This window comes from Actinorhabdospora filicis (assembly GCF_030269765.1).
GTDB classification, from domain to species: Bacteria; Actinomycetota; Actinomycetes; order Mycobacteriales; family Micromonosporaceae; genus Actinorhabdospora; species Actinorhabdospora filicis.
In genome coordinates this window covers 1,048,928-1,073,127 of sequence record NZ_BSTX01000001.1, presented here as the reverse complement: position 1 = coordinate 1,073,127, position 24,200 = coordinate 1,048,928, and the positions used below count along the sequence as shown (strand labels likewise).

Below are 24,200 nucleotides of genomic sequence, written 5' to 3'. Positions count from 1 at the left end.
TGAGCACGGGTGACGGAGAGTGGGACGCGTACCGCCTTCGCCACCGCGCTCGGCCGAATGACCGCCGGGTGGAGTGAGCGCCCGTGGGCCGTGCCGCTGATCTGCCTCACCCGGGACATCGAGTACCGCGACGGAACCCGGGGAGTGGGCACCCACCGGGGCCTGTTCCCCGGCGAGGCGGGAGTGCACGGCGATGAGGGAGTGCGCGGCGATGAGGTGCACAACCAGGTCTTCTCCTTCGACCGGCCCACCGCTCACGCCTTCGCCGCGACCGGGGAGCCGGGCGAGGTGGCGGCGAAGGCGGCGGATTGGCTCGCGGGACTGCCGGTGTGGGCCGTGTAGGGCCGCTTCGCCACCGGCGCCCGGGTGCCGTCGAGGGCCGCGTGGCGCGCGGCCACCGCCGGTGCCGCCGACGTGCCCGGATGGGCACGTCGGCCCGACCGGCCGACCGTTAGGTCGCGTCCGGCGCGAAAGCCCGTACCTCCTGTGCGCATCGGCAGGCCACGGCCAGCTTCGCCGCCCACTCCAGGGCTTCTTCGCGGGTGGCGACGTCGACGACCGAGAAGCCGCCGACGTGGTTCTTCGCGTCGGCGAAGGGGCCGTCGGTGACGGTGCCGTCGACCGCCACCACGCTGGCCGTCCCGGGGTCGAGGAGACCGCCGCCGAAGACCCAGACCCCCGCGGCCCTGGCCTCGTGGACGACCGCGACGGCGGCCGCTGCGACCTCCGGGAGGTCGGCGTCCGAGATGATCATCTGCCCGTCATTGAACGAGATCATGTATTCGGTCATGATCTGACATCTATCAGGCCCCTGCGACATTTCCCTTCAGCCCGAGCTCGCCCGCCAGGAACGCGATGTGGTCGGCGTGCAGGTCGCGGGCGCGCCCGGCGGAGGAGCCGCCGTGGCCGGATTCGGCCTTGCGGCGCAGGACCGCCTTCGACCCGGCGTCCTGGAGCGCGGCGGTGAGCTTGCGGGCGTGTGCGGGGTCGACGCGGGTGTCGTGGTCGAGGACGGTCAGCAGCGCCGAGGGGTAGCGCACGCCCGGCCGGATCCGGTTCAGCGGGGAGATCGCCACCAGGGCGGCGAAGTCCGCGGGGTCCTCGGCGGTGCCGAAGCCGTCGACCCACTGCCCGCCGACGCCGTACTCCTCGTAGCGGACCATGTCCAGCATCGGCATGTTCATCACCGCCGCCGCGTACAGGTCCGGTGCCTGGGTGATCGCCGCGCCGACGGTCAGGCCGCCCTTGCTGCCGCCGGTGGCGGCCAGCAGCTCCGGGCTGGTCAGGCCGAGGTCGGTCAGGTGGCGGGCGCAGGCGACGAAGTCGTCGATGGGGTTCTGCTGCTCGCGGCGCATCCCGCCCAGGAACCACTCGGCGCCGTACTCGCCGCCGCCGCGCAGGTTCGTCCACGCGTACCGCCCGCCGGACAGTACCCACGCCAGCCGGTGCGCGCGGTACTCCGGCGGCCAGGACACGCCCCAGCCGCCGTAGCCCTCCACGACCGTCGGCAGCGGCCCCTCGGCGCCGGCCGGGGAGAGCACGAACATCGGGACGCGCGTGCCGTCGGCCGAGACCGCGAACTCCTGCCGGACCTCCACGCCGGGGACCGGCACGGGCGCCGGGCCGGGGCCGGGGACGAGCCGGGTGCCGTCCAGGCGCAGCAGGTGCGGAGGCGTGACGGGGTCGGTGAAGGACACCAGCCCGTTCCCGCCGAGCCGCGCGGTGCCCGGGCCGGGCAGGGCGACCGGCACGGGCGGGCCGTCCACGGGGTACAGGGTCAGGCGGCTCACCACGTGGTGCCGGTGGGCGGCCAGGACGCCGCCGTCCAGCACCGCCACGTCGTACAGGACGTCGCCCGACTCCGGGATCAGGTCGCGCCACTCCTCCTCGCCGGCCTCCACGACCCGCCCGTTGGGCGCGCCGTCGGTGGTGAGCAGCAGCAGGCGCCCATCGGCGTCGAAGAAGGCCGTGGACAGCACGTCGCGTCCGATGTGGACGTCGGTGCGCCCGCCGGTGGCCAGGTCGAGCACGAACACGTCGGAGCGGATGTTCGAGCCGTGCACCAGCGTCACCGCCAGGCGCGTCCCGGCGATCGACAGCCGGTACTCCGCCCCGGGCACGCCCTGCCCGGCCAGCACGCGGACGTCGTCGGCCCACGGGGTGCCCGGCGCGTGCCGCCACAGCTCGCCGTCGCGGGAGTAGACGAAGGCCGAGGCGTCCGGCAGCCACGCCACGTCCCCGACCCAGCCGACCGGGTCGGGCGCGTCGACCTCGGCGCCGCTGTCGACGTCCAGGACGCGCAGGGCGCACCGGTCGTCGCCCATCCGGCTGGTGTGCACCGCGATGAGCCGCCCGTCGGGCGAGGGGGAGTGGCCGTCGAGGCCGACGGTCCCGTCGGCGGCCAGCTCCAGCGGGTCCAGCAGCACCCGCTCCTCGCCACCGACTGTGACGATGAGCACGGGCTGCTCGTCCTCGGGCCCGCGCAGGGTGTGGAACCGGCGGTCGCCACCGGCGCGCGGCAGGCCGATCGCCGGACGCTCCAGCGACGCCAGCAGCCGCAGCGGACCGGCGGTGTCCAGCTCGGCGAACCGTGCCGCCGCAAGGGCGTCCTGCGCCTCCTGCCAGGCGGCGGTCTCGGGGTGGGCGGGATCCTCCAGGATCCGGAAGGGGTCCAGAACCCGCACGCCGTGCCGTTCCACGACGGCCTCGGAGCGGGTGATGACGGGGTGGGTCATCCCGACACCCTAGCAACGTCTAGAGGGCGAGTCTGGTTCACTGGTCGGATGGCCACCTCTCCCAAGCTCCGCGCCCTCGCGCACCCGGTACGCCTGCGCATGCTCTCGCTGATGTGGGCGGAGCCGATGTCGGCGGCCGAGCTCGCGCGCGTCCTGGGCATCGGGCACGGCCTGGCCACCCAGCACCTGCGGGTCCTGGACAAGACCGGCTACGTCGAACTCGTCGAGGTCCGCGCCAAGCGCGGCGGGCGCGAACGCCTCTTCAAGGCCGTCCACGGCCTGCCCCTCAGCGAGCAGGCCGCCGAGGGCGGGCTCCCGCTGCTGGTGGAGAGCCTGGCCAACGCCGCCCGCGCGCGCGTCCCCGCGCACACCACCGGACGGCCCCTGCTCGCCGTGGACGGCGAGCTGTGGCTGGAACCGGAGGTGTGGAAAGAGGTCTACGACAGCCTCGTGACCGCCATCGGGCGCATCCACGAGTCCGCCGTCCCCGCCCACACCCCCGGCGCCGAACGCGTCAGCGTCACCGCCATCGCCTTCGCGATGAAGGACGAGGCGGCATCGGCTTCGGGTGCGGTCAGCAGCCGTACCACGGCTCCGCCCGCAGCGAGCTGACCTGCCACCCGAACTCGTCGGTGTCGCCGTCGTACCCGCTGGCGTAGATCCGGTAGTCGCCCCGGTAACCGGCGTCGGCGTACAGACACCAGGTGTAACCGGAGTTGTTCGTCGCCCATGAGATCGCATCGTTCAGTACGCCGCCCGCGGTCTCGTTGAGGTCGTAGGCGCCATTGCTCAGGGACAGTTTGCGTCCATCGGGATTCCACACGCAGAAGCGCTCGGAATCGCAGGAGTCCTCGGTGAGGGCCGCCGACGCCGGTGGCGCCACGGCGATCGCGAGCGCGACGGCCACGGCCCACCCCACGAGGCGCATGGTCTTGGACATGGTTCCCCCAGTTGATCTTGGAACTGACTCGAAAGCTAACGAGCCGCGACCGACTTGGGGGCGCAATCCCAATAGCTGTCGTGAATTCGACCTCGGGAAGCGCTTGCCGCCGAAGTTGCGGCCGCCCCCGCGACCCCGGTCGTACGCGACCCCCGGCAGGTGTCGACTCCGGGACGACGCGCGGGCACGAACCGCGTCCATACCGTGCGGGGCATGAAGAAGTCACTCCTCGCCCTGGCCGCGCTCGCCGCCGCCGTGCTGATCCCCGCCCCCGCCTCGGCCGCGAGCGCCGTGGACGTCACCGTCACCCCCGGCGGGCTCACCGCCCCAGTGTCGGCGCCGTGGGGACGCGTGTCGATTCGCGTCACCGCCCACGACCCCGAGGGCGCGTGGCCGGGCCTGGTCCGCCTCAAGCCGGGCGTCGCGCTGGGCGACTATCTCGACGACCTCACGCGCGCCTTCGCCGACGGGCCGGACGCCCTGGCGGCCGCGCGCGAGGTGGAGGCCGACGTGACCGCCTACGGCGGCCCGGCCCTGCGCGACGGCGACACCGGGACGCTCACCGCCGACTTGAGCCGGGGCGTCTACCACCTGATCGATTACAAGGACGTCGGCCGCCCGGGGCTGGCCGCACGCGTCCGGGAACTGCGCGTGGGCGGCACGCGCGCGTCGGCCTCCGTCGACGCCTCCGGGCTGGTCCTGATCCACGACACCCCGTCGGGCGCACGCTTCGCGGCCCCCGCGCGCCTGCCCGCCGGGCGGCCGTTCGCGGTGGTCAACCTGAGCGGGCAGATGAACGAGGCGATCCTGATGCCCCTGCGTGACGGCTTCGGTGGGGCCGAGGTCCAGGCCTTCTTCACCGACATGCGCACCTCGCCCTATCCCTTCGCCGGGACGCCGCAGGGCTCGGTGGTCCTGTCGCCGGGACGCGCGCTGAGCGTGGACGTCCCGCTCGCGCCGGGCCGCTACGCGCTGGTGAGCTGGGCGCACGACCACGAGACCGGCGCGTTCCACACCGCACAGGGCATGTGGGCGGTCGTCGAGGTCGCCTAGGCGGCGAGGACGCCCAGCTCGTCGGGGGAGTGCCCGGCGGCGGTGATCGTGCGGTCCCGCATCGCCAGGAACACCGGGAACGAGTCGACGCCGAAGGCGGGCGCCACGGTCCCGTAGCGGACGCGGGCGGTGCGGGCGAAGGTCCCGGCGGTGGCCATGAGCTCGGCCGACTCGGGTGAGTCCTCGCCGTCGAAGACGAACACGAGGGTCTCGGCGGCCTCGCGCCCGGCGCGGGCGGCGGCCAGCTCGGCCAGCAGCGGCGGGCAGGAGTGGCACCCGGCGGCGAACATCGCCACCACGGTCTCGCCGGACAGGTCGGCGGCGCTCAGCTCGCGGCCCTCGGCGTCGGTGGCGGCGAAGTCGGCGGCCTCGACGCCGGTCGCCGGGAGGTAGCTCTGCGGGGACAGCGTCCGCTCCAGCTCACGGACGCGCTTGACCAGCCGGGCCAGGACCGCGCCGAGGAAGGCGGTCAGCACGGCCAGCAGGACGACGGCGGCGGTGAGGGTGGCGATCACGGCTGCTTTCCGATTCGTGAGGGACGGCCACCGGGGTGGGACGAACCCCGGCGGGAGAGGCGGGGCCGCGGCGGGACGAGCCGCGGCCCCACCCGGCTAGCAGATGTTCTGCGTGGTGATGCAGCGCGTGGCGCCGGTGTCGACGGTGCCGCCGTAGCAGGTCACGCGGTACTCGCACTGCTTCTTGATCCAGCGCTGGCCGTCCTCGCACTTACAAGAACCGCAGTCGTACCAGCCCTTGGAGCCGTTCTCCGGAACGCAGGCGCCGGCGACGGCCTTGCCGACGAACGCGGAGAGCAGCTTGTCGGAGAACTTGTTGAGAGCGCGCATGTGGAGCTCCTTCCCGATCGGAACAGGTCGGAGAGGAACGTAGATCAACCGGCACACCAAAAGCGATCATCGACGGTGTTCTGGTAACGGTTTCTATGCGTTCGGTGTGCCGTCACGATGCGTAAGCGCCGGGTAGGCGAAGATCCATCCGTTTTGACCTGGCGGGTTTCGGAGATCTCTTTCGGAATCCGCCGTATGCGCTCGGCGTGCCGGGCGAGCTCACGTTCGCCGTAGCCTCCGGCGGGCGGTTCGTGCGACTGCGCGACGAGCCACGCGTCCAGGGACAGGTGGGCCGGCGAGGGCATGGCGATCCTCATGACCGGATAACGAGCGGCGGCCCCCTCGGTTCCGCCGGAGTTCGCCCGGGGGTGCGACGATGGCGGCATGACCGAGGAACCAGAATCGGGTTCGTACGTCGAGCCGGGCGCCGAGTTCAAGCGCGATCAGCGCTACATCACCACCCGCGTCACCGCCGACGGCCGCGACGGGTATCCCGTCGAGGCGGGCCGCTACCGGCTCGTGGTGAGCCGCGCCTGCCCGTGGGCGAACCGGGCGATCATCGTCCGCCGCCTGCTGGGGCTGGAGAACGCGATCTCGATGGGCGTGTGCGGACCGACGCACGACAAGCGCAGCTGGACCTTCGACCTCGACCCCGGCGGCCGTGACCCCGTCCTGGGCATCGAGCGCATCCAGGAGGCGTACTTCAAGCGCGACCCGGAGTACCCGCGCGGCATCACCGTCCCCGCGATCGTGGACGTCCCCTCCGGCGCGGTCGCCACAAACGACTTCGCGCAGATGACCCTCGACCTGTCCACCGAGTGGACCGCCCACCACCGCCCGGGCGCGCCCGAGCTGTACCCGGAGGCCCTGCGCGAGGAGATCGACGAGATCGGCTCGGTGATCTACCGGGACGTGAACAACGGCGTCTACCGGGCCGGTTTCGCCGGTTCGCAGCGCGCCTACGAGGCCGCCCACCGGCGCCTGTTCGAGCGGCTGGACCGGCTCGCCGAGCGCCTGTCGGACCAGCGGTACCTGGTCGGCGACACCATCACCGAGGCCGATGTCCGGCTGTTCACCACGCTGGTCCGCTTCGACGCGGTCTACCACGGCCACTTCAAGTGCAACCGCGCGAAGCTGGCCGAGATGCCGGTGCTGTGGGCCTACGCGCGCGACCTGTTCCAGACCCCCGGCTTCGGCGACACCGTGGACTTCGACCACACCAAGCGCCACTACTACGAGGTCCACCGCGACATCAACCCGACGGGGATCGTGCCGCTGGGACCGGACCTGCGCGGCTGGCTGAGCCCGCATCACCGCGAGCAGCTCGGCGGGCGCCCCTTCGGCGACGGGACGCCGCCCGGCCCGACGCCGGTGGCCGAGACGGTGCCGCTGGCGCACACCCCGTGGGGCGCGGACTAGGCGGGCGAGGTGGCTAGGCGGGCAGCACTTCTAGACGGGCAGCGCGTCCCCGAAGACGTGCGCCCGCAGGTCCTCGCCGCGCAACGCGAGATCGCCGGTGCGCCACAGCCACCGCCAGACCTCGGGCCGGTGGACGCCGCGCACCGGTGGCTTCGCGCCGGCCGCGCGGCGGACCGCCACCGACAGGTCGAACAGCCGGGTCAGCAGGTCGGCGGAGGCCTCCTGGAGGGTCGAGCCGTGCCCGCGCGTCACGCCGACCAGGACCAGGCGGCAGCCGTCGGGATGCTCGTCGAGTTCGAGGCCGGGGCTCCACTGGGTCTGCGCGTCGCTCATTCGAGGAAGTGTGATCATTTCCGGCGCGCGCGGCAATGGCCGAGACCGGATCGTTAGGAACCGGTGACGGCGGGTGCCGGACGTCCCGGGCGGAGCCGGGCGAAACCGGCGCCGCCCGGGAAGGGATCACTTCGCCGGAGGCGTCACGTCGGCGGCGGTGACGACGCCCTCGTCGAGGGCGGTGACCTCGGTGCGCGCCGAGGCCCGGCCGGCGGCCGTCTCGCGGAGCAGTACGTAGGTCCCGGCCACGGTCAGCTTCTGCTCCTGCCGGAACGAACCGGCCTCGTCGGAGCCGGTCAGCGTCTTGGCGTAGGCGACGGTGTCGCGGCCGAGGATCTTCGACCGCGCTCCGGGCGTGAGGCCCTTGAGGTCCTCGGCGAACAGCTGCGCGGCCAGCGGCAGGATCACCGAGGCGTCCACGGCACGCCGCCTGCCCTGGGAGTCGATGATGATCCCGGTGCCCTTGGCGCGGTCGCCGTAGACCTCGGTGACGCCCTTCAGGTCGAGGAAGGTGTCCATGATCCCCTCCAGGGACCTGGGCGTGCTGCCGAACCCGCGCGGGGCGGTGACGTCGGCCAGCACCTCCGAAACCGGGCGCCCGGACTCGTCGCGGAACCGGAACTGCTCGCCCAGCCACCACACGGTCTGCGCGGCCGACAGGTCCCGCAGCGCGGGGAACTTCCTGCCACGGGTCAGTTTCGCCCGGACGTTGATCGGTGCCATCGGTCCTCCTCTCAGTGGTGGTTGGCCCAGTGGGTCGTGGTCTTCACCCGGAACCCCCGCCACTCCGCGCCCTGCGGCTGCATGTCGTACAGGTGCGCGGTGGGCGGCAGGTGGTTGTTCTGGCTCAGGTAGGCCATGTGCTGCTGGCCCATCCCGGCGAAGCGCACGTTGTTGTTGACGGCGTGGGTCACGCGGTTGACGAAGTACAGGTTGCGCCACAGGCCGAGCTTGACGTACTTCTCCATGAAGGTGCCGTGCGGCAGGAGGTTCAGCTGGTTCTGCTGCGGGGGGAGCAGGCCGCCATCGTGGGCGCTGCGGGCGATCAGGAGGTTGAGGATCGCGTTGGCCAGCGCCAGCAGCGCCGGGGTGTGCGGCAGCGTGACGCCGACGATCTGGTCGCCCAGGTAGCCGTCGATGGGCAGGCCGGTGATGAACCCGTCCACGGCGGCGGTGTGCTGGTGGACGAGCAGGGAGAGCGCGGTCTCCTCGGCCGTGGCGGCCAGCGGGGCGGCCTGCTCGGTGTGGCGCACGTCCTTCGCGAAGCCCCAGGCGATCTTGAGGTAGCGCTGGACGGGCAGTCCGTAGTAGGCGACCCGGTCGGCCAGCTCGGCGACGGGCGCGCCCCCGTTGAGGCAGTTGGCGAGCAGCAGCATGCCCACGGCGAGCTTGGGGAAGATCGACTCGCTGGCGTGGTTGGTGTGGTTGGGCGCGGCCTGGATGCCGAACAGGTTGAACCTGGCGTTGTTCTCGGTGTTGTAGGCGGCCATCATCTGCGGGTAGTTGTTCCAGTTGTCGCAGGCGAAGACCTCGTAGACGAAGCTGGTGAGCCCGGTGGCGGCGCGCACGTGTTCGAGGCGCACGTGCGTGTGGTCCTCGCCGAGGACGTTGATGCCCGCGACGTTGGCCGGGGAGAACTCGACCCAGGTGTGCGCGGGCACGCCCGGCCCGACGGCGACGGCCCCGACGTGGTCGGTGTTCCCGTTGGCATGTGCGTTGACGGCGGCCCAGTTCGCGTAGTCGCGGATGAAGCCGTCGGTGACCCACGCGAGGGTCGCGGGCGTGATGTTGGGATCGCCCGGGTCGATCTGTACTCCGTTCACCCAGATCATCGGGCGGCCCCGGGGCGGTCGTGGAGGCGCATGGCTTCCCCCTTCGGAAGGCTGTGTCCTGAAAAACATATGGACGCCCCGGTTCGGCCGCAGCCGGTGCCGGGGCGTCCTGGCGGACACTGTGGACTGTCCAAAGGGGATGTATCCGGGTCTTCGCGGGTACTCCCGGCGCGTCCGCCTTCCCGCCGGGCCGGGGTGTGTTAGACGACGCGCTTGCGCACCCACCAGAAGCAGAACCCGGCCAGCAGCACCGTCAGCCCGATGAAGACGCCCGCCTCGGCCCACTGGAGGGACCAGAAGTGCGTGGACGGGTGGTAGACCACGTCCTGCTGGAGTCCGAGGCCGCTGACCCACTTCTCGCAGATCCCGTAGGCGCTGTCGCGGCCGCAGGAGGCGGCGTCGGCGGGTCCGGTGAAGACCCGTCCGTCCGGCCACAGGGTCTGGTTGGTGAGTATCCACGCGCCCTCGGGGCCCTTCCCCGTGACCTCCATGCTGGTGTCCTGGTTGATCAGCAGGTCGCCCAGGCGGTCCATGTCCAGCGGTGCGGTGGTGTGCACCGGCGTGACGAGCCGCTCGCGCAGCCACGCCGGGAACGAGGCCACCACCAGGGCGTAGACGCCGAGGGTCGCCGCCATCGCCGGTACGGTGCGCCGGATGACCGCGCCGAGCGTCACGCCGAGCAGGAACGCGAACAGCGCGTAGGCGACCGGGACGACGCCGCGCCCACCGAAGACGAGCGGGGTGATCCGGTCACCCCGCACGGTGTCGACGTGCCCGGCCCAGGCGGTGACGGCCCAGGCGAGGACGCCGGTGACGGCCGCGGTGGCGGTGCCGGTGACGGCGATCCTCGCCGCCAGCCAGCGGGTCCGCGTCACCGACTGGTTCCAGGCGAGGTTGTGGGTGCCCGTCTCCAGTTCCCGCGCGACCAGGGGAGCGCCCCAGAACGCGCCGATCAGCGGCGGCACCAGGTACGCCAGCGCGAGCCCGGTGACGTAGACCGCCGCCGGCGCGCCCGTCTGGGCGTCCCGCAGGAACGCCTTGACCGCGTCGGTGCAGTCGGTCCCGCACACCGCGACGGTGTCGGCGTAGGAGGAGGCGAGGGTGAGGCCGGTGAAGGTGAGGGCCAGGCCGAGCAGGACCAGGGCCCCGGCGGCGTAAACGGTCTGGAGGCGCAGCTGGCGCCAGGCGAACCAGTACATCAGGCCATCTCCAATGCGGGCCGGGCGTCGCTGGACATGTAGGCCAGGACGAGGTCCTCCAGGCTCAGCTTCTCCACCTCGTAGGCGGGATCGGGTTCGGGTGCGGGGCCGCGCAGGATCACCGTCGACTGGCGTCCCACGTGGCTTTCGGCGATGACGTCCCCGGGCAGGTCGGCGGTGTCGCGGCGGGGCCCGGTGAGCCGGTGGTGCCCGGCGAGCAGGTCCTCCACCTCGCCGTCGGCGCGCACCCGCGAGTCCACCAGCACGATCAGGTGGTCGCAGACGCGTTCCAGGTCGGAGACGACGTGAGAGGAGAGGATGACGCTGCCCTCGTGCTCGGCGATGTGCGCCATGAGGCCCTGCATGAACTCGCGCCGGGCGAGCGGGTCGAGGGCGGCCACCGGCTCGTCCAGGATCAGCAGTTCGGGACGCTTCGCCACGGCCATGGTCAGCGCGAGCTGCGCGCGCTGCCCGCCGGACAGCCGCCCGGCGCGCTGGTCGAGTTTGAGTCCCAGCGACTTCAGCCGCTCCCGGGCCATGGCGTCGTCCCAGCGCGGGTTGGTCTTGGCGCCGAAGCGCAGGTGGTCGCCGACGGTGAGCCCGGCGTAGACGGGGGTGTCCTGCGCGACGAAGGCGACCTTGGCCAGCTGGCCGGGACCGGAGCCCGGCCGCCCGCCCAGGACCTCGATCTCACCGGCGGTCGGCGGCAGCGCCCCCGCGGCGATGCGCAGGAGCGTCGACTTGCCCGCCCCGTTCGGGCCGACGAGTCCGACGACCTTCCCGGAGGGGACGGTGATGGTGCAGTCGGACAGCGCGGTGCGCCGTCCGTAGCGTCGGGTGAGTCCCCGGGTCGTTAAAACCGGTTTCATGCCGGCTCCTCAGTTCTGGTCTCGGTGTGCTCGCGGAAGGTGGTCACGAAGAGGGCTTCGACGCTTTCGGCGTCCAGCCCGGCGGCGGTGGCCCGGTCCAGCCAGGTGCGCAGCTCGCCGCGCAGCGCGTCGTGCGCGGCCAGGGACGAGTCGGTGATCCGGTGGGTGATGAAGGTGCCGACCCCGGGTTTGGCGGCGGCGAGGCCCTCGTGTTCGAGCTCGCGGTAGGCCTTCAGTACCGTGTTCGGGTTGATGGCCAGCCGCGCGACGACCTCCTTGACGGTCGGCAGCCGGTCGCCCTCGGTGAGCATCCCCAGCCGTACGGCCCGCCGGACCTGCTGGACGAGCTGCATGTAGGGGGAGACACCCGAGCGGCCGTCGAGGTGGAACTCGATCACCACGTACTCCATTTATCTAGGGTCCTAGTACTTTAAGAGAACAGAACTTCGTCCGTCAACAGTGGACGGCGTACGGAGAAAGACCGCCGGGCCGGGCCCGACGGTCCCCTCACCATGCGTTCTACCTGCTGGAATACCGCAGTTCGACGGCCCCGCCGCTGCCGATCGGGCGCGTCCCGTCCAGCGTCAGCCGCTCCGGCCGCCCGCCCTCGAACACCGGACGCCCCTCGCCCAGCACGAGCGGGTAGACCTTCACGATCAGCTCGTCGATCTCACCCGCCAGCGCGCCCGCCAGGCGCCCGCCGCCCAGCAGCCAGATCCCGCCGCCCTCGCGCGACTTCAGCTCCCGCACCGCCGCCACGGCGTCCCCGGGCACGACCGTGAGCCCGTCCACCGCCCCCAGCGTCGAGGAGAACACGTACTGGTCCAGATGCGAGTACGGGCTCGTCACGCCCTCGGCCAGACCCGGCTCCCACGCCCCACGGCCCATCAGGACGGCGTCGAAGCGGCCCGAGGAACCACCCACGCCCATCGGCTCGTGCAGATGCGCCGGCAGCGTCTCCGGGTACTCGCCCACGAGGTACTCCGCCATCCCGTCGGGCAGCGGGAAGAACGGCGCCAGCGAACCCGATGGATCGGCGATGAAACCGTCCAGGCTCGTGGCGATGAAATAGGTCAGTCTGCGCATCTCATACCCATAGCAGCGCCAGCGCCGCCAGCGGCACCAGCCCCTGCACCACCGCGCCCTGGAGCATCCGCCGGTCGGTCACCACCAGCACCAGCGCGGCGGCCACCATCGAACCGCAGCAGAAGGCCACCAGGACGCGCTCGCCGGTGACCACCCCGATGACCACGCCCACGGCCAGGAACAGGTTGTAGAAGCCCTGGTTGAACGCCCACGGCCGGACGCCCTCGGCGTCGGCGGGCGCCACCCGGAACCGGGCGCGCACCTTCGCGTCCCGCGGGAACAGGACGGCCTCCAGCACGAAGATCAGCACGTGCACGGCGGCGGCCACCAGGGCCAGGATCACGGCGACGACGTTCATGCCGCCATCCTCGTCCCCGGCGCGGCGAATGTCGCGGTAACCGCCGAGCCGGAGCCCACCGGCACATATCGTGGAGCCCATGTCCAGCACCGGCGCCGCGGAACCCGCCGTCACCGGCCGGACCTGGCGGGCCCTGTCGGTGCTGCTGGCGGGCATGTTCATGGCCCTGCTGGACACCACCATCGTCAATGTCGCGCTACCGCCGATCCGCAACAGCCTGAACGCCTCCGAGGCGACCCTGTCCTGGATCATCTCCGGCTACGCCCTCGCCTTCGGCCTGGCGCTGATCCCCGCCGGGCGCTTGGGGGACCGTCTCGGCCACAAGTGGGTGTTCTTCGCGGGCCTGAGCCTGTTCACCCTCGCCAGCCTCGCCTGCGGCTTCGCCCGCAGCGACCTCCAGCTCGTCGTCTCGCGCGTCGCGCAGGGCCTGGCGTGCGGCGTGTACGTCCCGGCGGTCACCGCCTTCATCCAGCTGCTGTTCCCGCCCAGGGCGCGCGGGCGGGCCTTCGCGGTCATGGGCTCGGTCATCGGCGTGTCCACCGCCCTCGGGCCGATCCTGGGCGGCCTGATCATCCAGGCGGCGGGCGAGGAGAACGGCTGGCGCCTGGTGTTCTGGGTGAACCTGCCCATCGGCGTCCTCACGCTGATCGCGGCGGCCGTCCTGCTGCCCCGCAAGTCCGCCTCGCAGACCCTGTCCGGTGGCGTCGACTGGCTCGGGCTGCTGCTGGTCACCGGCGGCCTGGTCGCCGTGCTCGTCCCGCTCATCCAGGGCGAGGACGCCGGCTGGCCCCCGTGGACGTTCCTGTCCATCGCGGGCGGCCTGCTGCTCCTGGTCTCCTTCGCGCTGTGGGAGAACGCCTACGCCCGGCGCGGGCGCGGCCCGCTCGTCCCGCCGGGGTTGTTCCGGCACCGCGCGTTCACCGGCGGGGTCGTGCTCGCGCTGATCTACTTCGCCGCCTTCACCAGTATTTTCTTCGTCATCTCGCTGCTGTGGCAGGCCGGGCTCGGGCACACCGCCCTGGAGACCGGGCTGGTGTCGCTGCCCTTCGCCATCGGCAACATCATCGGCGCGGCGCAGAGCAACCGGCTCGCCAAGCGCTACGGCCGGACCGTCCTCATCGCCGGTGCCGCCCTGGTCACCGCCGGGCTGACGGCGGTGTGGCTGGTGCTGCTGCTGACCCCCGCCGACGGGCTCAGCCACTGGCAGTTCCTGGTCCCGCTGTTCGTGGCCGGTCTCGGCAACGGCTTCTTCATCGCGCCCAACACCTCCTTCATCGTGGCCACCGTCGCCCCCGCCGAGGCGGGCGCGGCCAGCGGCGTGGTCGCCGCCGTCCAGCGCATCGGCAGCGCCATCGGCATCGCGGTGGTGGGCAGCGTCCTGTTCGGGACGCTCGTGGTGCGCGGCAACACCCCGGCGGCGGTCGCGACCGGCTTCAGCGAGGCCGCCACCAACGCCATCCTGGTCAGCGCCTGCCTGAGCCTGGCCGCGCTGCTGCTCGTGCTGGCCCTGCCGCGCCGGGTCCGTTAGCCCTGGGGATGACCTCCCCGGGCGTAACGCGGTGAGCCGATCCCGCCCCTGAGGCCATGTCCCGCGCCCGCTCGCGGCCGAGCCTTGGGGCATGAGCATCCGACGACGGCTCCTGCTGCCCCTCGCGGCCGGGATCGCCCTGTCCGCGATACCCGTCGCGCCCGCCGCGGCCGCGCCGCCCGAACTGACCCCGGAGTCGGCGAAGGCCTTCTTCGACGACACCCTGCCGGGGCTGCTGACGCAGGCCGACATCCCCGGCGCCTCGGTGACCGTGGTCGCCGGTGGACGCGAGACCTACTCGGGCGGCTACGGGACGGCCGATCTGGCGTCCGGCCGCCCCGTGGAGCCCGGGACGGCCTTCTTCAACGCCAGCACCGCCAAGCTCTGGACCGCCACCGCCGTGATGAGCCTGGTCGATCGCGGGCGGCTCGACCTGGCCGCCGACGTCAACGAGTACCTCGACTTCGAGGTCCCCGACACCTACCCCGGCAGGCCCGTCACCCTGCGGAACCTGCTCACCCACACCGCCGGTTTCGACGGCCTGGTCCTGGGCACCGGCGCGCGGACGGCCGCCGACGTCCTCCCGCTGCGCGACTACGTCCGCGAGCACATGCCCGCCCGCGTCCGCCCGCCCGGCGAGGTCGCCGTCTACGACAACTACGCCCTCGCCCTCGCCGGGTACGTCGTCGAGGCCGTCTCCGGCGTGCCCTACGCCGACTACCTGCGCGACGAGGTCTTCGCGCCCCTCGGCATGACCTCCAGCACCGCCGTCCAGCCTGCCCCCGAGCCGATCGCCGCCCTCCTCGCCACCGGCTACGGATCCGGCCGCGAACCCATCGGCGGCCAGTACGGCCACGACGTCCCCGCCGGGGGCGGGACCGTCACCACCGCCCCCGACATGGGCCGCTTCATGCTCGCCCACCTCGGCGACGGCGGCGGCGTGCTGAGCCCGGCGTCGGTCGCCCTCATGCGGCAGCGGCAGTGGGCCAACCACCCCGGCCTGCCCGGACTCGGCCTGGTCTGGATGGAGCAGTCCATCGGCGCCGAGCGGCTCCTCGAACACGGCGGCGACGTCCCCGGCTTCCACGCCGGGCTGGCGCTCCTGCCCGAGCGGAACACCGGCGTGTACGTCACCTACAACGGCGACGGGAACGGCCACAACCTGCGCGCCGAGCTCATCGACGCCTTCGTGAGCCGCTTCTTCCCCTCCACCGGCAACCCGCCGCCCGCCGCGCCCGGCGACACCGACGGCCTCGCCGGCACCTACCAGAGCGCCCGCACCCCCAGCACCGACCCGACCCGCGTGGCGAACCTCTTCTCGTCCCTGACCGTCACCGCCGACGGGGGACGCCTCGACGTCGGCGGCGTGGAGTACACGCCGCTGGCCGGGGACCTCTGGTCCGGCGCCGACGGCACCGTCATCGGCTTCCGCCGCGAAGCCGACGGCGAGGCGCGGTACCTCTTCTTCGACGGCTTCCCGGCCGAGGCCTACGAACGCGCCGCCTGGTACCGGGAGCCGCTGCCCCACGCCGTGATCATCGCGCTGACGCTCCTGGCGCTGCCGGTGACCGCCGTCTGGTGGCTCATCGCCCTCCTCCGGCGCAGGCGGGCCACTCCCGCTCCCACGGCCGCCAAGCTCGCCCGCGCCACCGGCTGGGCCTTCGTGGCGTCCCTGGCCGGAGTCGTGGCCGTGATCGCCGTGGCCGCCTCCGACGTGGACCGCCTCGGCGTCGGCCTCCTCGTCGGCGGCTCGCCCCTCCTGAACGCCATACCCGCGCTGCTGACCCTGGCGGCCGTCGTGAGCGCCGCCGCCGTCGGCTTCACCGCCGCCGCCTGGCGCGCGGGGTGGTGGGGGACCGCCACCCGCGTCCACTACACCGCGCTCACCGTGCTGATGGTGGCCTTCAGCGCCGTCGCCGGGTACTACCAGCTGCTCGGATGGCCGTTCACCGCGCGACTGTGACAGGCGCGCGCGGGCCGGTCCGCTTCCCGCGACCGGCCCGCGCGGCACCCTTCAGCCGAGCGACTCCAGGTCGACGCAGTTGGGGCGGTAGGGGAAGCCGGGCCGGACGTCCTCGTCGACCAGGTTCACCCCCGGTGACCCGGCGGGCGTCCGGTAGACCAGCGGGAAGGCGTCGATGGTGGTCGATGACGGCTTGTTCGGGTCGGGACGGTCGACGATCGCCCAGACCCTGGCCTCGGCGTAGGCGGTCTTGTCGCCGGGGTGGAACACCGCCGGCGGCAGCCCGAACTGATCGCCCAGGCCGGTGGCGTAACCGATCTGCACGAAGTTCTCGCCGTGCGAGCTGTCGCCCAGGCTCAGCAGCTCCGGATCGAAGTTGAAGGTGGCCGCGCCCTTGGCCGAGTTGTCGATGACGTCGACGCGGTAGGCCACGTAGTCGAAGCCCGCTCCGGCGGCCACGGCCCCCGACGGCTGCCCGTTGGTCTCGCGGTCGGGCACGCCCTGGCATCCGCCGATCTGCCGGTAGGCGATCCGGACCAGCGGCGGGTCCGAGCAGCCGCTCACCAGCGGCACCACGGACAAGATGACGGCGACGGCCAGCAGCCGTCCCCACAGTGACTTGAGCATCCGGTTCCCCCTCGGATCGCATCCCTTCGGACGACCGGAAGCCTATGAACGCGATGACCCGCGGGAGAAGGACCCGGTCCGCTCAGCGGACCGGCCCCAGCCGCCGCCCGACGTCGGTGGCGGCTTGCACGAGCGTGTCCGGCACCGAGCTCGGCAGCCGCGTCCCCGGCACCATCGTGGACACCACCGCCACCACCCGCCCGTCCGGCGCGAACACCGGCGCGGCCACGCATCGCACGGCCGAGGGCTCGGTGTGCGAGGCGACGAGGAACCCTCGGTCCGACACCGAGGCGCGGACCCGGCGCCACTCCAGCCGCGACAACGGCGCCTCGGTCTCGGCGGCGTCGAAGCACTTCAGCAGCAGCTTCGAGGCGGCGTCCTCGGGCACGATCGAGTTGAAGCCCAGGGCGTTCATGCGCGGCAGCATGTCGCCCGAGCAGGCGATGAGCCGCTCCCGGCGCTCGGCGTCCAGGCACACCCCCGCCACCGGCGCACCGGTCACCGCCGCCAGCTTCCGCGCCACGGGCGCGATCGCGTCCCGCAGCCCCGGATAGGGCCGCCACGCCCCGCCGAGCACCGCCACCAGCCGTCCGACCACGTAGCGGTCGCCGTGCCGCTCCACCGCCCCGAGCGCGGCCAGCTGCGTCAGCAACCGGTGCGCCGTCGGCTTCGGCACGCCCGCCCGCCGCGCCAGCTCCGACAGCCCCACCGGCCCGTCACCGCGCGCCAGCACCGCCAGCAGCGCGAACGCCCCGGCCAGCACTCCCCGCCCACCGGCGGTCACCTCTTCGTCCACCGGGTCACCCCCGGCTTCCATGATGCGCCCGCGGACGGTCTAGAGCCAGCCGCGTTCCCCGGCCAGCCGCGCGGCCTGAAAGCGCGTCGACGCGCCGAGCCGCTCCATCAGGGACGCCACGTGCTTGCGGTAGGTGCGCACCGACACGCCCAGCTCGCGGGCGGCCGTCTCGTCCTTGCTGGAGCGCGACAGCAGGTCCAGGACCAGCCGCTCGGCCTCGTTGAGGCCGTCCCCGGCCGGTTCGAGGTCGGTGGCCCGGTCCCAGAGCCGCTCGAAGAGGTCCAGCAGCGTCGCCACCACCCCCGGCTGCCGCACCACCAGCGCGCCGTTGGCGGGATTGCCCGGGTCGAGCGGGACGAAGGCGACGGCCCGGTCGAAGATCAGCGTCGGCTGGACCTGCTCGTTGACCACGCGGTGATGGTCACCGGCCCGGTGGATCACGGTCATGTGGGCGCGCATCGCCGGGCTGGCGAGGGCGTCGCGGTGGACGATCGTGCGGTAGATCTTGCCGCGGCGCAGCCGGTCGAGCGTCCGCTGCTGCTGCCCCGGCTGGACGTGCCTGCGCTCGGCCGAGGCGATGGCCAGGCACTCGTCGGAGGCCTCCCGCACCTCGGCGATGCGCGCGTAGACCCGGTCGATGTCCTCGACGCGCTCGATGAGCTCGACCGGCTCGCCGGTGGCGCGCTCGCGCAGCAGGGACGGCAGGACGTCGCGGACGGCGCCGATCTCGCGCATCCGCTCGCGCGTCTCGGCGATCCGGCGCTCGATGAGGTCGTCCAGCGCGCGCTCGGGGTCGCGGGCGTGGAGGACCTCGTGGCCGGAGATCAGGCCGAGCTCGGCGAGCGCGTCCACGACGGCGACGAGATCCGCGGCGCAAAGCCCGAGGTCGGTGGCCGCTTCGGCGCGGTTGACGCCGTCGGGGCGGCGCAGGAGATAGCGGTAGACGCGCTCGTCGCGCGCGCTGATGCCGAGTGCGTCCAGATCCATCCCGAACTCTCCTCGCGATGCAGCTTCGTGAAGCCCGCTTTCCGCTTCCTGCAAGCGTTTTCGCTGTTCAATCACGGTCGGCACGGGTGATCGTAGCGGGGAGACAAGGCAACGACCACTCTGGAGAACTCGCTATGACCGACATCCTGATCTCCGGCGCCAGCATCGCCGGATTGTCGCTGGCGCACTGGCTGCGCCGGCACGGTTTCGCCGTCACGGTGGTGGAGCGCGCGCCGGCTCCGCGGCCCGGCGGGCACGCCGTCGACCTGCGCGGCGCGTCCCGCGAGGTCGCCGAGCGCATGGGCGTGACGGAGGCGATCCTGGCCGCCCGCGTGCACGAGCGCGGACTGGCCTATGTGGACGCCCGGGACCGGGTGACCGCGACGATGCCCGCCGAGGCCCTCGGCGGCGAGGGCGCCGTCGCCGAGATCGAGATCCTGCGCGGCGACCTGACCGACATCCTGTACCGGGCGGCCGGTCCCGTGGAGTACCTCTTCGGCGACTCCATCGCGCACCTGACCCAGGACGCCTCGGGCGTCTCGGTGATCTTCGAGCGCTCCGGGTCCCGCCGCTTCGACCTGGTCATCGGCGCCGACGGGCTCCACTCGAACGTCCGCAAGCTCGTCTTCGGGCCCGAGGACCGCTTCGTGCACCACCTGGGCGCCTACATGGCCTACTTCACCATCGGCACCCGCCTCGACCTGGACGGCTGGTTCCGGATGCACTCGATCCCCGGCCGCAAGATGGCCGCGATCCGGCCGGAGGCGCCGGGCCGCGCCAAGGCCATGTTCGCCTTCGCCGCCAAGCGCCTCGACTACGACCGGCGCGACCAGGAGGCGCAGCGGGCGATCCTGCGCGAGCGCTTCGCCGGTTCCGGCTGGCACGTGCCGGACCTGCTGCGCGCGCTGCCCGACTCGCCCGACTTCTTCTTCGACGAGGTCGCCCAGGTCCGCATGGACACCTGGACGTCCGGTCGCGTCACCCTGCTCGGGGACGCCGCCTACTGCGGCTCGCCCCTCTCGGGCAACGGCACCGCCATGGCGATGGTCGGGGCCTACCTGCTCGCGGGTGAACTGGCCGCGGCCCGCGGCGACCACCGGGTGGCCTTCGCGTCCTACGAGAACCTCATGGGCCCCTACGCCGCCGAATGCCGCAAGCTCCCGCCCGGCGGCGTCAACGGCTTCCTGCCGAAGGGCCGGGCCGCGATGTGGATGCGGGACCGGGTGATCTCGATGATGACCTCCCGCGCCCTGAAGAAGCCCGCCGAGAAGACCGCCCGCAAGGCCGACCGCGTCGAGCTGCCCGAGTACCGGGTGCCCGCCGGAAGGTAGCCGGGACGGGCCGGTTCCCGCCGGGGGACCGGCCCGGTTCGGGGGTGGAGCGCGCGAGGTTTCGGCACTACTGTGGCATCGCGGAGTTCGGAAAGGCCCACGGATCGGACTCCGCGCGTGCCCTGTCAGCCGCGGCCACCGCGGTGACGTTCCCGGACGCCGCGTGCCCGCGGCCGGTGACGACGCCCGCGGGCCGCACACCCGCGCCGACGGGCCGCGCACATCGCGTGGAACGAGAGGTGTGTCTTGCGCCGAACGCCCATCGGGCTCATCGTCACCGCCGCCGTCGCCACGGTGGCGCTCGCCTTAGTACTCCTGCTGGACGTGCGCGTGTCCGGCCGCGACCGCGTCGGGGACGCCGTGTCGGTGGCGCGCGAGCGGCTGGCCGCGGTGACCGCGGAGATCGCCACCGCCGTGCGGGAGCGCGCCGACGCGCTGTCGCGGTCGGAGGCGCCGCTGGCGGAGCTTCAGTCGATCGTCGTGCACGTCGTCGCCGGTCATTCCGGTGTCTCCCATGTGGACTTCCCCGGAGCCGGTCCGGGGGAGCGGCAGGTGGACGTGGTGCTCGTGGTCGAAGAGGAGATCGACCGCGACTGGGGCGGCGAGGCGTCCACACTGCGGGTCGGAAGCTGCGTCCGCTTCGGGCCGGCGGGCTTCGCGGGGATCGACTGCGGGGCGGTGTGGGAGCTGATCCCGTCGAAGGGCGAGCGGCCGCAGATCCTGGTCCCGGGAGGCGCGGGATGAGGTGGTTCCGGGTCGCCCTCGTCGCGGTCGTGGCGGTGGAGCTGGTGGCGATGCTCGCCGTGATCGGCTACCGGAGCTTCGGTCCGCCGGACGATCCCGGGGATGTCGCCCTGGGGCTGAGCTACCGGGTCGCGAGCGGGTTCGTGGCGGACGCCGACGACGGACTCCGCGATCTGGCGGCGCACTACCGCGAGGGATTGGGCGCCGAGGCCGATCTGCGGGACAAGGTCGCCGCGGTGGTGGCCGTCGTCAAGACCGACGCGGACCAGCCGTGGAAGGCGACCGGCTACCTCCTCGCCATCACCCCCACCGGCGATCCGGACTTCCCCGACGGCCGCGTGCTCGTGACGGTCGGCGTGTACGTCGAGGTCACCGTCGGGGAGACCACCGTGACGGCCGGGCTCTGCGAGGACCTGAACATGACCCTCGGCCAATGGGATATGCGCCCGCCCACGCCCGCGTCCTGCGACGGCCGGTGGGGGAGGGACGGGCGTCCGGTCCCCGGGTACGGGCTCATGTCCTGATCGAGCAGGGTGCCGGCATGCTCATCCACGTGCGTGTTCTCCCGCGCCGCACCGTGCCACCGCCGGTCCGATCAACCGATGGCGGCCCGCGAAACCGCTCGCCAAACTTGCCGGTGAACGCCTACATCCATGATTCGGGGGACATGGGGTGCTGCGCATTCATTTCACGGGCGAGGATCTCGCCCGGACCCGCCTGGCGTCTTCGGCGGATCCGCTGTGGGAGCTCGTGCTCGCCGTGGACATGCTGCGCGGTCAGCGCGGTGACCTGTTCTTCACCGACTGGCGGCGGCGGACGGCGGAGGCGCTGCGACGCGGTCCGATGGCCCGGGAGCTGCGCTTATGGTTGGTGCTGACGCCGACGATGGGGTGCTTCCCGGATTTCCTGACGCCGGGGGAGTCGCTGCGCGGGTTCGAGCACGGCATCGAGGCCGTCCGCTCGACTCCGGTGTCCGTGCTGGCCCGTGACCTGCGGCGGCTGGACGCTCCCCGGGCGGCGCATCCGTTGCTGCGGCGGCTGTCCGAGGGTGACGCCGGGTTGCTGGCGGCACTTGGTGACGGCATGCGGGCCTTCCACGAGGCGGCGATCGTCCCTTATGGACCGGGCATGGCGGCGGCGGTGGAGCGCGACCGTGCCGCGCGGGTGGCCGCGATGACCGGCGGCGGTGTCGAGGAGCTGCTGCCGAAGGCCACCTGGTCGGACGCGGGCTGCTGCTGGTGCCCTCGTACTTCTGCGTCGTGCACCCCGTGACGTTCTTCGATCCGGCGCTGCCGCCGGCCCTGATCTACCCGGTCGCCAAGACCGGCGTGGTGGTGGCCTCGCCGAATCCGGGACTGCCGCCGCGCTCGGGCACACCCGGGCCGCCGCCCTGGAGGCGCTCGGATCCGGTTGCGGCACCACCGAACTCGCCCGCCGGGTGGGCGTGTCACCGGCGTCGTCGAGTGAGCACCTGAAGGTCCTGCGGGACGCGGGCCTGGTCATGAGCCACCGCGACGGGCAGTGCGTGCTGCACCGGCCGACCCGGCTGGGCCGCGCGCTGCTGGACGGGCACTGAGCGCGCACGGAAAAGGGCCGTAGCGGCGGGCAATTCCGCTACGGCCCCGCTCCGGGAACGGTCGGCGACTCCGGTCACCGCGGACGCCCGGACCCCCGTTCGGCACCGCGCCGATCGATCGGCGCGGCCGCGGTTCCCGGGCCGATGCCACCGCCGTCGGCGATGGCGCGCCCGCCGGTCAGAAGGTCTGCCACGCGCAGTCGTACCAGGCGGTGGACGTCGTCGACGCCATCTTCAGCAGCCGCGCCGACTCCTCCCCGTACTCGCCGTCGATCACGGCACCGGCCTGGTACTGCGCGTTCCTGAGCGCCTTCTCGGTCTTCGGGCCGAAGCTGCCGTCGATCACGATGTCCCGCGAGTAGCAGTACTTCAGCGCCTGCTGCAGCGCCCGCACGGCCGAGTTCTTGCTCCCCCGCCGCAGCCAGCAGTGGCGGCTCCCGTTCGCGGCCTGCGGAACCCACACGGCGCCCCCGCCGGTACCGGGCCGGTGCGATCCCTGGTAGACGCACTCCGGCATCGCCGCGGCCGCCGGTCCCGCGGCCACCGCGGTCGTCGCCAGCGCGCACAGCAGCGCGGCGGTCACGGCCGCGACCCGTAGTTCGATGCGCATTCTCGTTTCCTTCCCCCTCGGATTCCTCCACGGAAGCGCCCCGGCGGGGAAACGGAAAGGCCCTTCGGCCAGAACCGAAGGGCTCGGCGGGGGCGATCGGGGAAACGACGAAGGCCGTTGCCCTGTTTCCACAGGTCAACGGCCTTCACAAAGGGTGGAGCTGAGGGGACTCGAACCCCTGACCCCCACACTGCCAGTGTGGTGCGCTACCAGCTGCGCCACAGCCCCTTGCTGCTCGTGCCCCTTGGTGCCGGGCACTCGCAGAACTTTACACGCCCCCTCGTCGGCCGGTCGAGGGGGTATCCGGTGGGCGGGGAGTGACCCCGGTGTCACCGTCGTGAACTGGGGTGTCGCTTCAGTGAATACGGTGGCGTTGACCATGGCGCGACCAGGTAGTTAACTTTTCTTAATATTTCTGGACGGCCCTCCCCTGCCGTCCGGCGTAGCGAGGAGTCAACACGTGAACCGGCAGCGCATTCTTCTTCTCTTAGCCCTACTCGGGGTCCTCCCGATGCTCGTGGTCGTGCTGGTGGTCACCCGGGCCGAGTCGCACGGGTCCGCCTCGGACCCGGCCAGCCGGACCTACCGGTGCTTCCTGGAGGGACCCGAGACCCCCCAGTCGGCGGCGTGCCAGGCGGCCATCACGGTCGGCGGGACGCAGGCGGTCTACGACTGGAACGAGGTCAACATCGCCAACGCGAACGGGCAGCACCGGCAGCTCATCCCGGACGGCAAGCTGTGCAGCGCGGGCCGTGACAAGTACAAGGGCTTCGACCTGCCCAGGGCCGACTGGCCGGCCACCACCGTCCAGAGCGGCGGGGCCTACACCTACAAGTACAAGTCGACGGCCAACCACCCCGGAACCTTCGAGCTGTACATGACCAAGGCCGGGTTCGACCCGACGCAGCCCCTCAAGTGGTCCGACCTGGACGCCACGCCCTTCAAGAAGGTGCTGAACCCGCCCATCGTGAGCGGCGCGTACAACATCGCCATCAACTTCCCCCAGCGCACCGGACGGCACATCGTCTACGCGATCTGGCAGCGCACCGACTCCGCCGAGGCGTTCTACGCCTGCTCCGACGTCGACTTCGGCGGCGGCCCGACCACCACGCCCACGACCCCGACGCCCGGATCCTGCACCAACCCGGCGTGGTCTCCGGCGGCCACCTACACCGGCGGCAACGTCGTCTCCCACAAGGGCCGCAACTGGAAGGCCAAGTGGTGGACGCAGAACGAGGAGCCCGGAACCACCGGCCAGTGGGGCGTGTGGAGCGACCAGGGCGCCTGCTGACCCGACCCACCCATGACCCCCGGACGCGGGCGCGGCCCCATCCAACGGCGGTGAAGATCCGCGCCCGCGCGCCGGGAA

At 72.4% G+C, this 24,200-nt stretch carries 30 protein-coding genes and 1 tRNA gene; 12 read left to right on the top strand and 19 right to left on the bottom strand.

Annotation, left to right across the window (positions count from 1 at the left end):
- The first annotated feature begins 9 nt into the window (after positions 1-9).
- Positions 10-342, top strand: a complete 333-nt coding sequence (locus QSK10_RS04940) for a hypothetical protein (protein ID WP_285661375.1) — start codon at positions 10-12, stop codon at positions 340-342.
- 109 nt (positions 343-451) lie between these two features.
- Here QSK10_RS04940 and QSK10_RS04935 read toward each other — a convergent pair whose 3' ends face one another.
- Both QSK10_RS04935 and QSK10_RS04930 read right to left on the bottom strand, forming a co-directional pair.
- Positions 452-790: a YciI family protein gene (locus QSK10_RS04935; RefSeq protein ID WP_285661373.1), complete on the bottom strand. Its 339-nt coding sequence runs from the start codon at positions 788-790 to the stop codon at positions 452-454.
- A gap of 13 nt (positions 791-803) precedes the next feature.
- Positions 804-2,735, bottom strand: coding sequence for a prolyl oligopeptidase family serine peptidase (locus tag QSK10_RS04930; RefSeq protein WP_285661372.1), 1,932 nt, complete (start codon positions 2,733-2,735; stop codon positions 804-806).
- A 48-nt stretch (positions 2,736-2,783) separates the two neighbouring features.
- Between QSK10_RS04930 and QSK10_RS04925 the strand changes: the two genes are divergently transcribed.
- A complete protein-coding gene (locus QSK10_RS04925) occupies positions 2,784-3,347 on the top strand; it encodes an ArsR/SmtB family transcription factor (RefSeq protein WP_285661371.1) in 564 nt (187 codons plus the stop codon).
- Here the strand turns inward: QSK10_RS04925 and QSK10_RS04920 are convergent.
- The gene (locus tag QSK10_RS04920) at positions 3,310-3,675 is read right to left on the bottom strand and encodes a peptidase inhibitor family I36 protein (protein ID WP_285661370.1); all 366 of its coding nucleotides are present in this window, start codon (positions 3,673-3,675) and stop codon (positions 3,310-3,312) included. The two genes, QSK10_RS04925 and QSK10_RS04920, sit on opposite strands and share 38 nt — an antisense overlap.
- 213 nt (positions 3,676-3,888) lie before the next feature.
- Here QSK10_RS04920 and QSK10_RS04915 point away from each other — a divergent pair, with 213 nt between their 5' ends.
- On the top strand, positions 3,889-4,728 hold the full coding sequence (locus tag QSK10_RS04915) for a hypothetical protein (RefSeq protein ID WP_285661369.1): 840 nt from the start codon (positions 3,889-3,891) through the stop codon (positions 4,726-4,728).
- Here the strand turns inward: QSK10_RS04915 and QSK10_RS04910 are convergent.
- The 3 genes from QSK10_RS04910 to QSK10_RS04900 all read right to left on the bottom strand — a co-directional run bounded on the left by QSK10_RS04910 (position 4,725) and on the right by QSK10_RS04900 (position 5,890).
- Complete coding sequence (locus QSK10_RS04910; RefSeq protein WP_285661368.1) at positions 4,725-5,243, bottom strand: redoxin domain-containing protein; 519 nt, start codon at positions 5,241-5,243, stop codon at positions 4,725-4,727. The two genes, QSK10_RS04915 and QSK10_RS04910, sit on opposite strands and share 4 nt — an antisense overlap.
- Positions 5,244-5,339: 96 nt before the next feature.
- Entirely contained in the window at positions 5,340-5,573 is a 234-nt protein-coding gene (locus tag QSK10_RS04905; protein ID WP_285661367.1) for a hypothetical protein, read from the bottom strand.
- A 44-nt stretch (positions 5,574-5,617) separates the two neighbouring features.
- Positions 5,618-5,890 (bottom strand): hypothetical protein, encoded by a 273-nt coding sequence (locus QSK10_RS04900; protein WP_285661366.1) that lies wholly within the window; start codon positions 5,888-5,890, stop codon positions 5,618-5,620.
- A gap of 67 nt (positions 5,891-5,957) precedes the next feature.
- On the opposite strand from QSK10_RS04900, the gene QSK10_RS04895 reads away from it, so the two are divergent.
- Positions 5,958-6,992 (top strand): glutathione S-transferase family protein, encoded by a 1,035-nt coding sequence (locus QSK10_RS04895; protein ID WP_285661365.1) that lies wholly within the window; start codon positions 5,958-5,960, stop codon positions 6,990-6,992.
- 30 nt (positions 6,993-7,022) lie between these two features.
- Here the strand turns inward: QSK10_RS04895 and QSK10_RS04890 are convergent, their stop codons facing one another.
- From QSK10_RS04890 to QSK10_RS04855, 8 genes are all read right to left on the bottom strand, one after another.
- The gene (locus tag QSK10_RS04890; RefSeq protein ID WP_285661364.1) at positions 7,023-7,325 is read right to left on the bottom strand and encodes a hypothetical protein; all 303 of its coding nucleotides are present in this window, start codon (positions 7,323-7,325) and stop codon (positions 7,023-7,025) included.
- 126 nt (positions 7,326-7,451) lie between these two features.
- Positions 7,452-8,048: a hypothetical protein gene (locus tag QSK10_RS04885; protein ID WP_285661363.1), complete on the bottom strand. Its 597-nt coding sequence runs from the start codon at positions 8,046-8,048 to the stop codon at positions 7,452-7,454.
- Between the two features lie 11 nt (positions 8,049-8,059).
- Positions 8,060-9,148 carry a hypothetical protein gene (locus QSK10_RS04880; protein ID WP_285661362.1) on the bottom strand — a complete coding sequence of 363 codons (1,089 nt, stop codon included), beginning with the start codon at positions 9,146-9,148 and terminating at the stop codon, positions 8,060-8,062.
- A 209-nt stretch (positions 9,149-9,357) separates the two neighbouring features.
- Complete coding sequence (locus QSK10_RS04875; RefSeq protein WP_285661361.1) at positions 9,358-10,356, bottom strand: ABC-2 membrane transporter-related protein; 999 nt, start codon at positions 10,354-10,356, stop codon at positions 9,358-9,360.
- Positions 10,356-11,225 carry an ABC transporter ATP-binding protein gene (locus QSK10_RS04870; RefSeq protein ID WP_285661360.1) on the bottom strand — a complete coding sequence of 290 codons (870 nt, stop codon included), beginning with the start codon at positions 11,223-11,225 and terminating at the stop codon, positions 10,356-10,358. The genes QSK10_RS04875 and QSK10_RS04870 overlap by 1 nt, the downstream gene beginning before the upstream one ends.
- Complete coding sequence (locus QSK10_RS04865; RefSeq protein ID WP_285662922.1) at positions 11,222-11,623, bottom strand: GntR family transcriptional regulator; 402 nt, start codon at positions 11,621-11,623, stop codon at positions 11,222-11,224. Before QSK10_RS04865 ends, QSK10_RS04870 begins: the two co-directional genes overlap by 4 nt.
- 121 nt (positions 11,624-11,744) lie before the next feature.
- Positions 11,745-12,311, bottom strand: a complete 567-nt coding sequence (locus QSK10_RS04860; RefSeq protein ID WP_285661359.1) for a dihydrofolate reductase family protein — start codon at positions 12,309-12,311, stop codon at positions 11,745-11,747.
- Position 12,312: 1 nt separating this feature from the next.
- Complete coding sequence (locus QSK10_RS04855; protein WP_285661358.1) at positions 12,313-12,669, bottom strand: DUF1304 domain-containing protein; 357 nt, start codon at positions 12,667-12,669, stop codon at positions 12,313-12,315.
- A gap of 79 nt (positions 12,670-12,748) precedes the next feature.
- Here QSK10_RS04855 and QSK10_RS04850 point away from each other — a divergent pair, with 79 nt between their 5' ends.
- Both QSK10_RS04850 and QSK10_RS04845 read left to right on the top strand, forming a co-directional pair.
- The gene (locus tag QSK10_RS04850) at positions 12,749-14,197 is read left to right on the top strand and encodes an MFS transporter (protein ID WP_285661357.1); all 1,449 of its coding nucleotides are present in this window, start codon (positions 12,749-12,751) and stop codon (positions 14,195-14,197) included.
- A 91-nt stretch (positions 14,198-14,288) separates the two neighbouring features.
- Complete coding sequence (locus tag QSK10_RS04845; protein WP_285661356.1) at positions 14,289-16,160, top strand: serine hydrolase domain-containing protein; 1,872 nt, start codon at positions 14,289-14,291, stop codon at positions 16,158-16,160.
- Between the two features lie 51 nt (positions 16,161-16,211).
- Here QSK10_RS04845 and QSK10_RS04840 read toward each other — a convergent pair whose 3' ends face one another.
- From QSK10_RS04840 to QSK10_RS04830, 3 genes are all read right to left on the bottom strand, one after another.
- Positions 16,212-16,787, bottom strand: a complete 576-nt coding sequence (locus tag QSK10_RS04840; protein WP_285661355.1) for a hypothetical protein — start codon at positions 16,785-16,787, stop codon at positions 16,212-16,214.
- An 82-nt stretch (positions 16,788-16,869) separates the two neighbouring features.
- A complete protein-coding gene (locus tag QSK10_RS04835) occupies positions 16,870-17,583 on the bottom strand; it encodes an IclR family transcriptional regulator (protein ID WP_285661354.1) in 714 nt (237 codons plus the stop codon).
- A gap of 39 nt (positions 17,584-17,622) precedes the next feature.
- Positions 17,623-18,570: a helix-turn-helix transcriptional regulator gene (locus tag QSK10_RS04830; RefSeq protein ID WP_285661353.1), complete on the bottom strand. Its 948-nt coding sequence runs from the start codon at positions 18,568-18,570 to the stop codon at positions 17,623-17,625.
- A 134-nt stretch (positions 18,571-18,704) separates the two neighbouring features.
- Here QSK10_RS04830 and QSK10_RS04825 point away from each other — a divergent pair, with 134 nt between their 5' ends.
- The 5 genes from QSK10_RS04825 to QSK10_RS04805 all read left to right on the top strand — a co-directional run bounded on the left by QSK10_RS04825 (position 18,705) and on the right by QSK10_RS04805 (position 22,221).
- Positions 18,705-19,901, top strand: coding sequence for an FAD-dependent monooxygenase (locus QSK10_RS04825; RefSeq protein WP_285661352.1), 1,197 nt, complete (start codon positions 18,705-18,707; stop codon positions 19,899-19,901).
- A 246-nt stretch (positions 19,902-20,147) separates the two neighbouring features.
- Positions 20,148-20,645 carry a hypothetical protein gene (locus QSK10_RS04820; protein ID WP_285661351.1) on the top strand — a complete coding sequence of 166 codons (498 nt, stop codon included), beginning with the start codon at positions 20,148-20,150 and terminating at the stop codon, positions 20,643-20,645.
- On the top strand, positions 20,642-21,169 hold the full coding sequence (locus QSK10_RS04815) for a hypothetical protein (RefSeq protein ID WP_285661350.1): 528 nt from the start codon (positions 20,642-20,644) through the stop codon (positions 21,167-21,169). Before QSK10_RS04820 ends, QSK10_RS04815 begins: the two co-directional genes overlap by 4 nt.
- A gap of 148 nt (positions 21,170-21,317) precedes the next feature.
- On the top strand, positions 21,318-21,917 hold the full coding sequence (locus QSK10_RS04810) for a hypothetical protein (protein WP_285661349.1): 600 nt from the start codon (positions 21,318-21,320) through the stop codon (positions 21,915-21,917).
- Positions 21,832-22,221, top strand: coding sequence for an ArsR/SmtB family transcription factor (locus QSK10_RS04805; RefSeq protein ID WP_285661348.1), 390 nt, complete (start codon positions 21,832-21,834; stop codon positions 22,219-22,221). The genes QSK10_RS04810 and QSK10_RS04805 overlap by 86 nt, the downstream gene beginning before the upstream one ends.
- Before the next feature lie 178 nt (positions 22,222-22,399).
- On the opposite strand, the gene QSK10_RS04800 is transcribed toward QSK10_RS04805, so the two are convergent.
- A complete protein-coding gene (locus tag QSK10_RS04800) occupies positions 22,400-22,831 on the bottom strand; it encodes a peptidoglycan-binding domain-containing protein (RefSeq protein WP_285661347.1) in 432 nt (143 codons plus the stop codon).
- A 155-nt stretch (positions 22,832-22,986) separates the two neighbouring features.
- Positions 22,987-23,059, bottom strand: a tRNA-Ala gene (locus tag QSK10_RS04795).
- A gap of 232 nt (positions 23,060-23,291) precedes the next feature.
- Here QSK10_RS04795 and QSK10_RS04790 point away from each other — a divergent pair.
- Positions 23,292-24,122: a lytic polysaccharide monooxygenase auxiliary activity family 9 protein gene (locus QSK10_RS04790; protein WP_285661346.1), complete on the top strand. Its 831-nt coding sequence runs from the start codon at positions 23,292-23,294 to the stop codon at positions 24,120-24,122.
- The last annotated feature ends 78 nt before the right edge of the window (positions 24,123-24,200 follow it).

What these genes read in the sequence shown, in the direction of transcription:
- QSK10_RS04855 (WP_285661358.1), bottom strand. Translation starts at nt 12,669, where the DNA reads ATGAACGTCGTCGCCGTGATCCTGGCCCTGGTGGCCGCCGCCGTGCAC.
- QSK10_RS04825 (WP_285661352.1), top strand. Translation starts at nt 18,705, where the DNA reads ATGACCGACATCCTGATCTCCGGCGCCAGCATCGCCGGATTGTCGCTG.
- QSK10_RS04870 (WP_285661360.1), bottom strand. Translation starts at nt 11,225, where the DNA reads ATGAAACCGGTTTTAACGACCCGGGGACTCACCCGACGCTACGGACGG.
- QSK10_RS04840 (WP_285661355.1), bottom strand. Translation starts at nt 16,787, where the DNA reads ATGCTCAAGTCACTGTGGGGACGGCTGCTGGCCGTCGCCGTCATCTTG.
- QSK10_RS04895 (WP_285661365.1), top strand. Translation starts at nt 5,958, where the DNA reads ATGACCGAGGAACCAGAATCGGGTTCGTACGTCGAGCCGGGCGCCGAG.
- QSK10_RS04935 (WP_285661373.1), bottom strand. Translation starts at nt 790, where the DNA reads ATGACCGAATACATGATCTCGTTCAATGACGGGCAGATGATCATCTCG.
- QSK10_RS04930 (WP_285661372.1), bottom strand. Translation starts at nt 2,735, where the DNA reads ATGACCCACCCCGTCATCACCCGCTCCGAGGCCGTCGTGGAACGGCAC.
- QSK10_RS04925 (WP_285661371.1), top strand. Translation starts at nt 2,784, where the DNA reads ATGGCCACCTCTCCCAAGCTCCGCGCCCTCGCGCACCCGGTACGCCTG.
- QSK10_RS04815 (WP_285661350.1), top strand. Translation starts at nt 20,642, where the DNA reads ATGAGGTGGTTCCGGGTCGCCCTCGTCGCGGTCGTGGCGGTGGAGCTG.
- QSK10_RS04885 (WP_285661363.1), bottom strand. Translation starts at nt 8,048, where the DNA reads ATGGCACCGATCAACGTCCGGGCGAAACTGACCCGTGGCAGGAAGTTC.
- QSK10_RS04890 (WP_285661364.1), bottom strand. Translation starts at nt 7,325, where the DNA reads ATGAGCGACGCGCAGACCCAGTGGAGCCCCGGCCTCGAACTCGACGAG.
- QSK10_RS04905 (WP_285661367.1), bottom strand. Translation starts at nt 5,573, where the DNA reads ATGCGCGCTCTCAACAAGTTCTCCGACAAGCTGCTCTCCGCGTTCGTC.
- QSK10_RS04830 (WP_285661353.1), bottom strand. Translation starts at nt 18,570, where the DNA reads ATGGATCTGGACGCACTCGGCATCAGCGCGCGCGACGAGCGCGTCTAC.
- QSK10_RS04900 (WP_285661366.1), bottom strand. Translation starts at nt 5,890, where the DNA reads ATGAGGATCGCCATGCCCTCGCCGGCCCACCTGTCCCTGGACGCGTGG.
- QSK10_RS04915 (WP_285661369.1), top strand. Translation starts at nt 3,889, where the DNA reads ATGAAGAAGTCACTCCTCGCCCTGGCCGCGCTCGCCGCCGCCGTGCTG.
- QSK10_RS04800 (WP_285661347.1), bottom strand. Translation starts at nt 22,831, where the DNA reads ATGCGCATCGAACTACGGGTCGCGGCCGTGACCGCCGCGCTGCTGTGC.
- QSK10_RS04875 (WP_285661361.1), bottom strand. Translation starts at nt 10,356, where the DNA reads ATGTACTGGTTCGCCTGGCGCCAGCTGCGCCTCCAGACCGTTTACGCC.
- QSK10_RS04920 (WP_285661370.1), bottom strand. Translation starts at nt 3,675, where the DNA reads ATGTCCAAGACCATGCGCCTCGTGGGGTGGGCCGTGGCCGTCGCGCTC.
- QSK10_RS04850 (WP_285661357.1), top strand. Translation starts at nt 12,749, where the DNA reads ATGTCCAGCACCGGCGCCGCGGAACCCGCCGTCACCGGCCGGACCTGG.
- QSK10_RS04845 (WP_285661356.1), top strand. Translation starts at nt 14,289, where the DNA reads ATGAGCATCCGACGACGGCTCCTGCTGCCCCTCGCGGCCGGGATCGCC.
- QSK10_RS04860 (WP_285661359.1), bottom strand. Translation starts at nt 12,311, where the DNA reads ATGCGCAGACTGACCTATTTCATCGCCACGAGCCTGGACGGTTTCATC.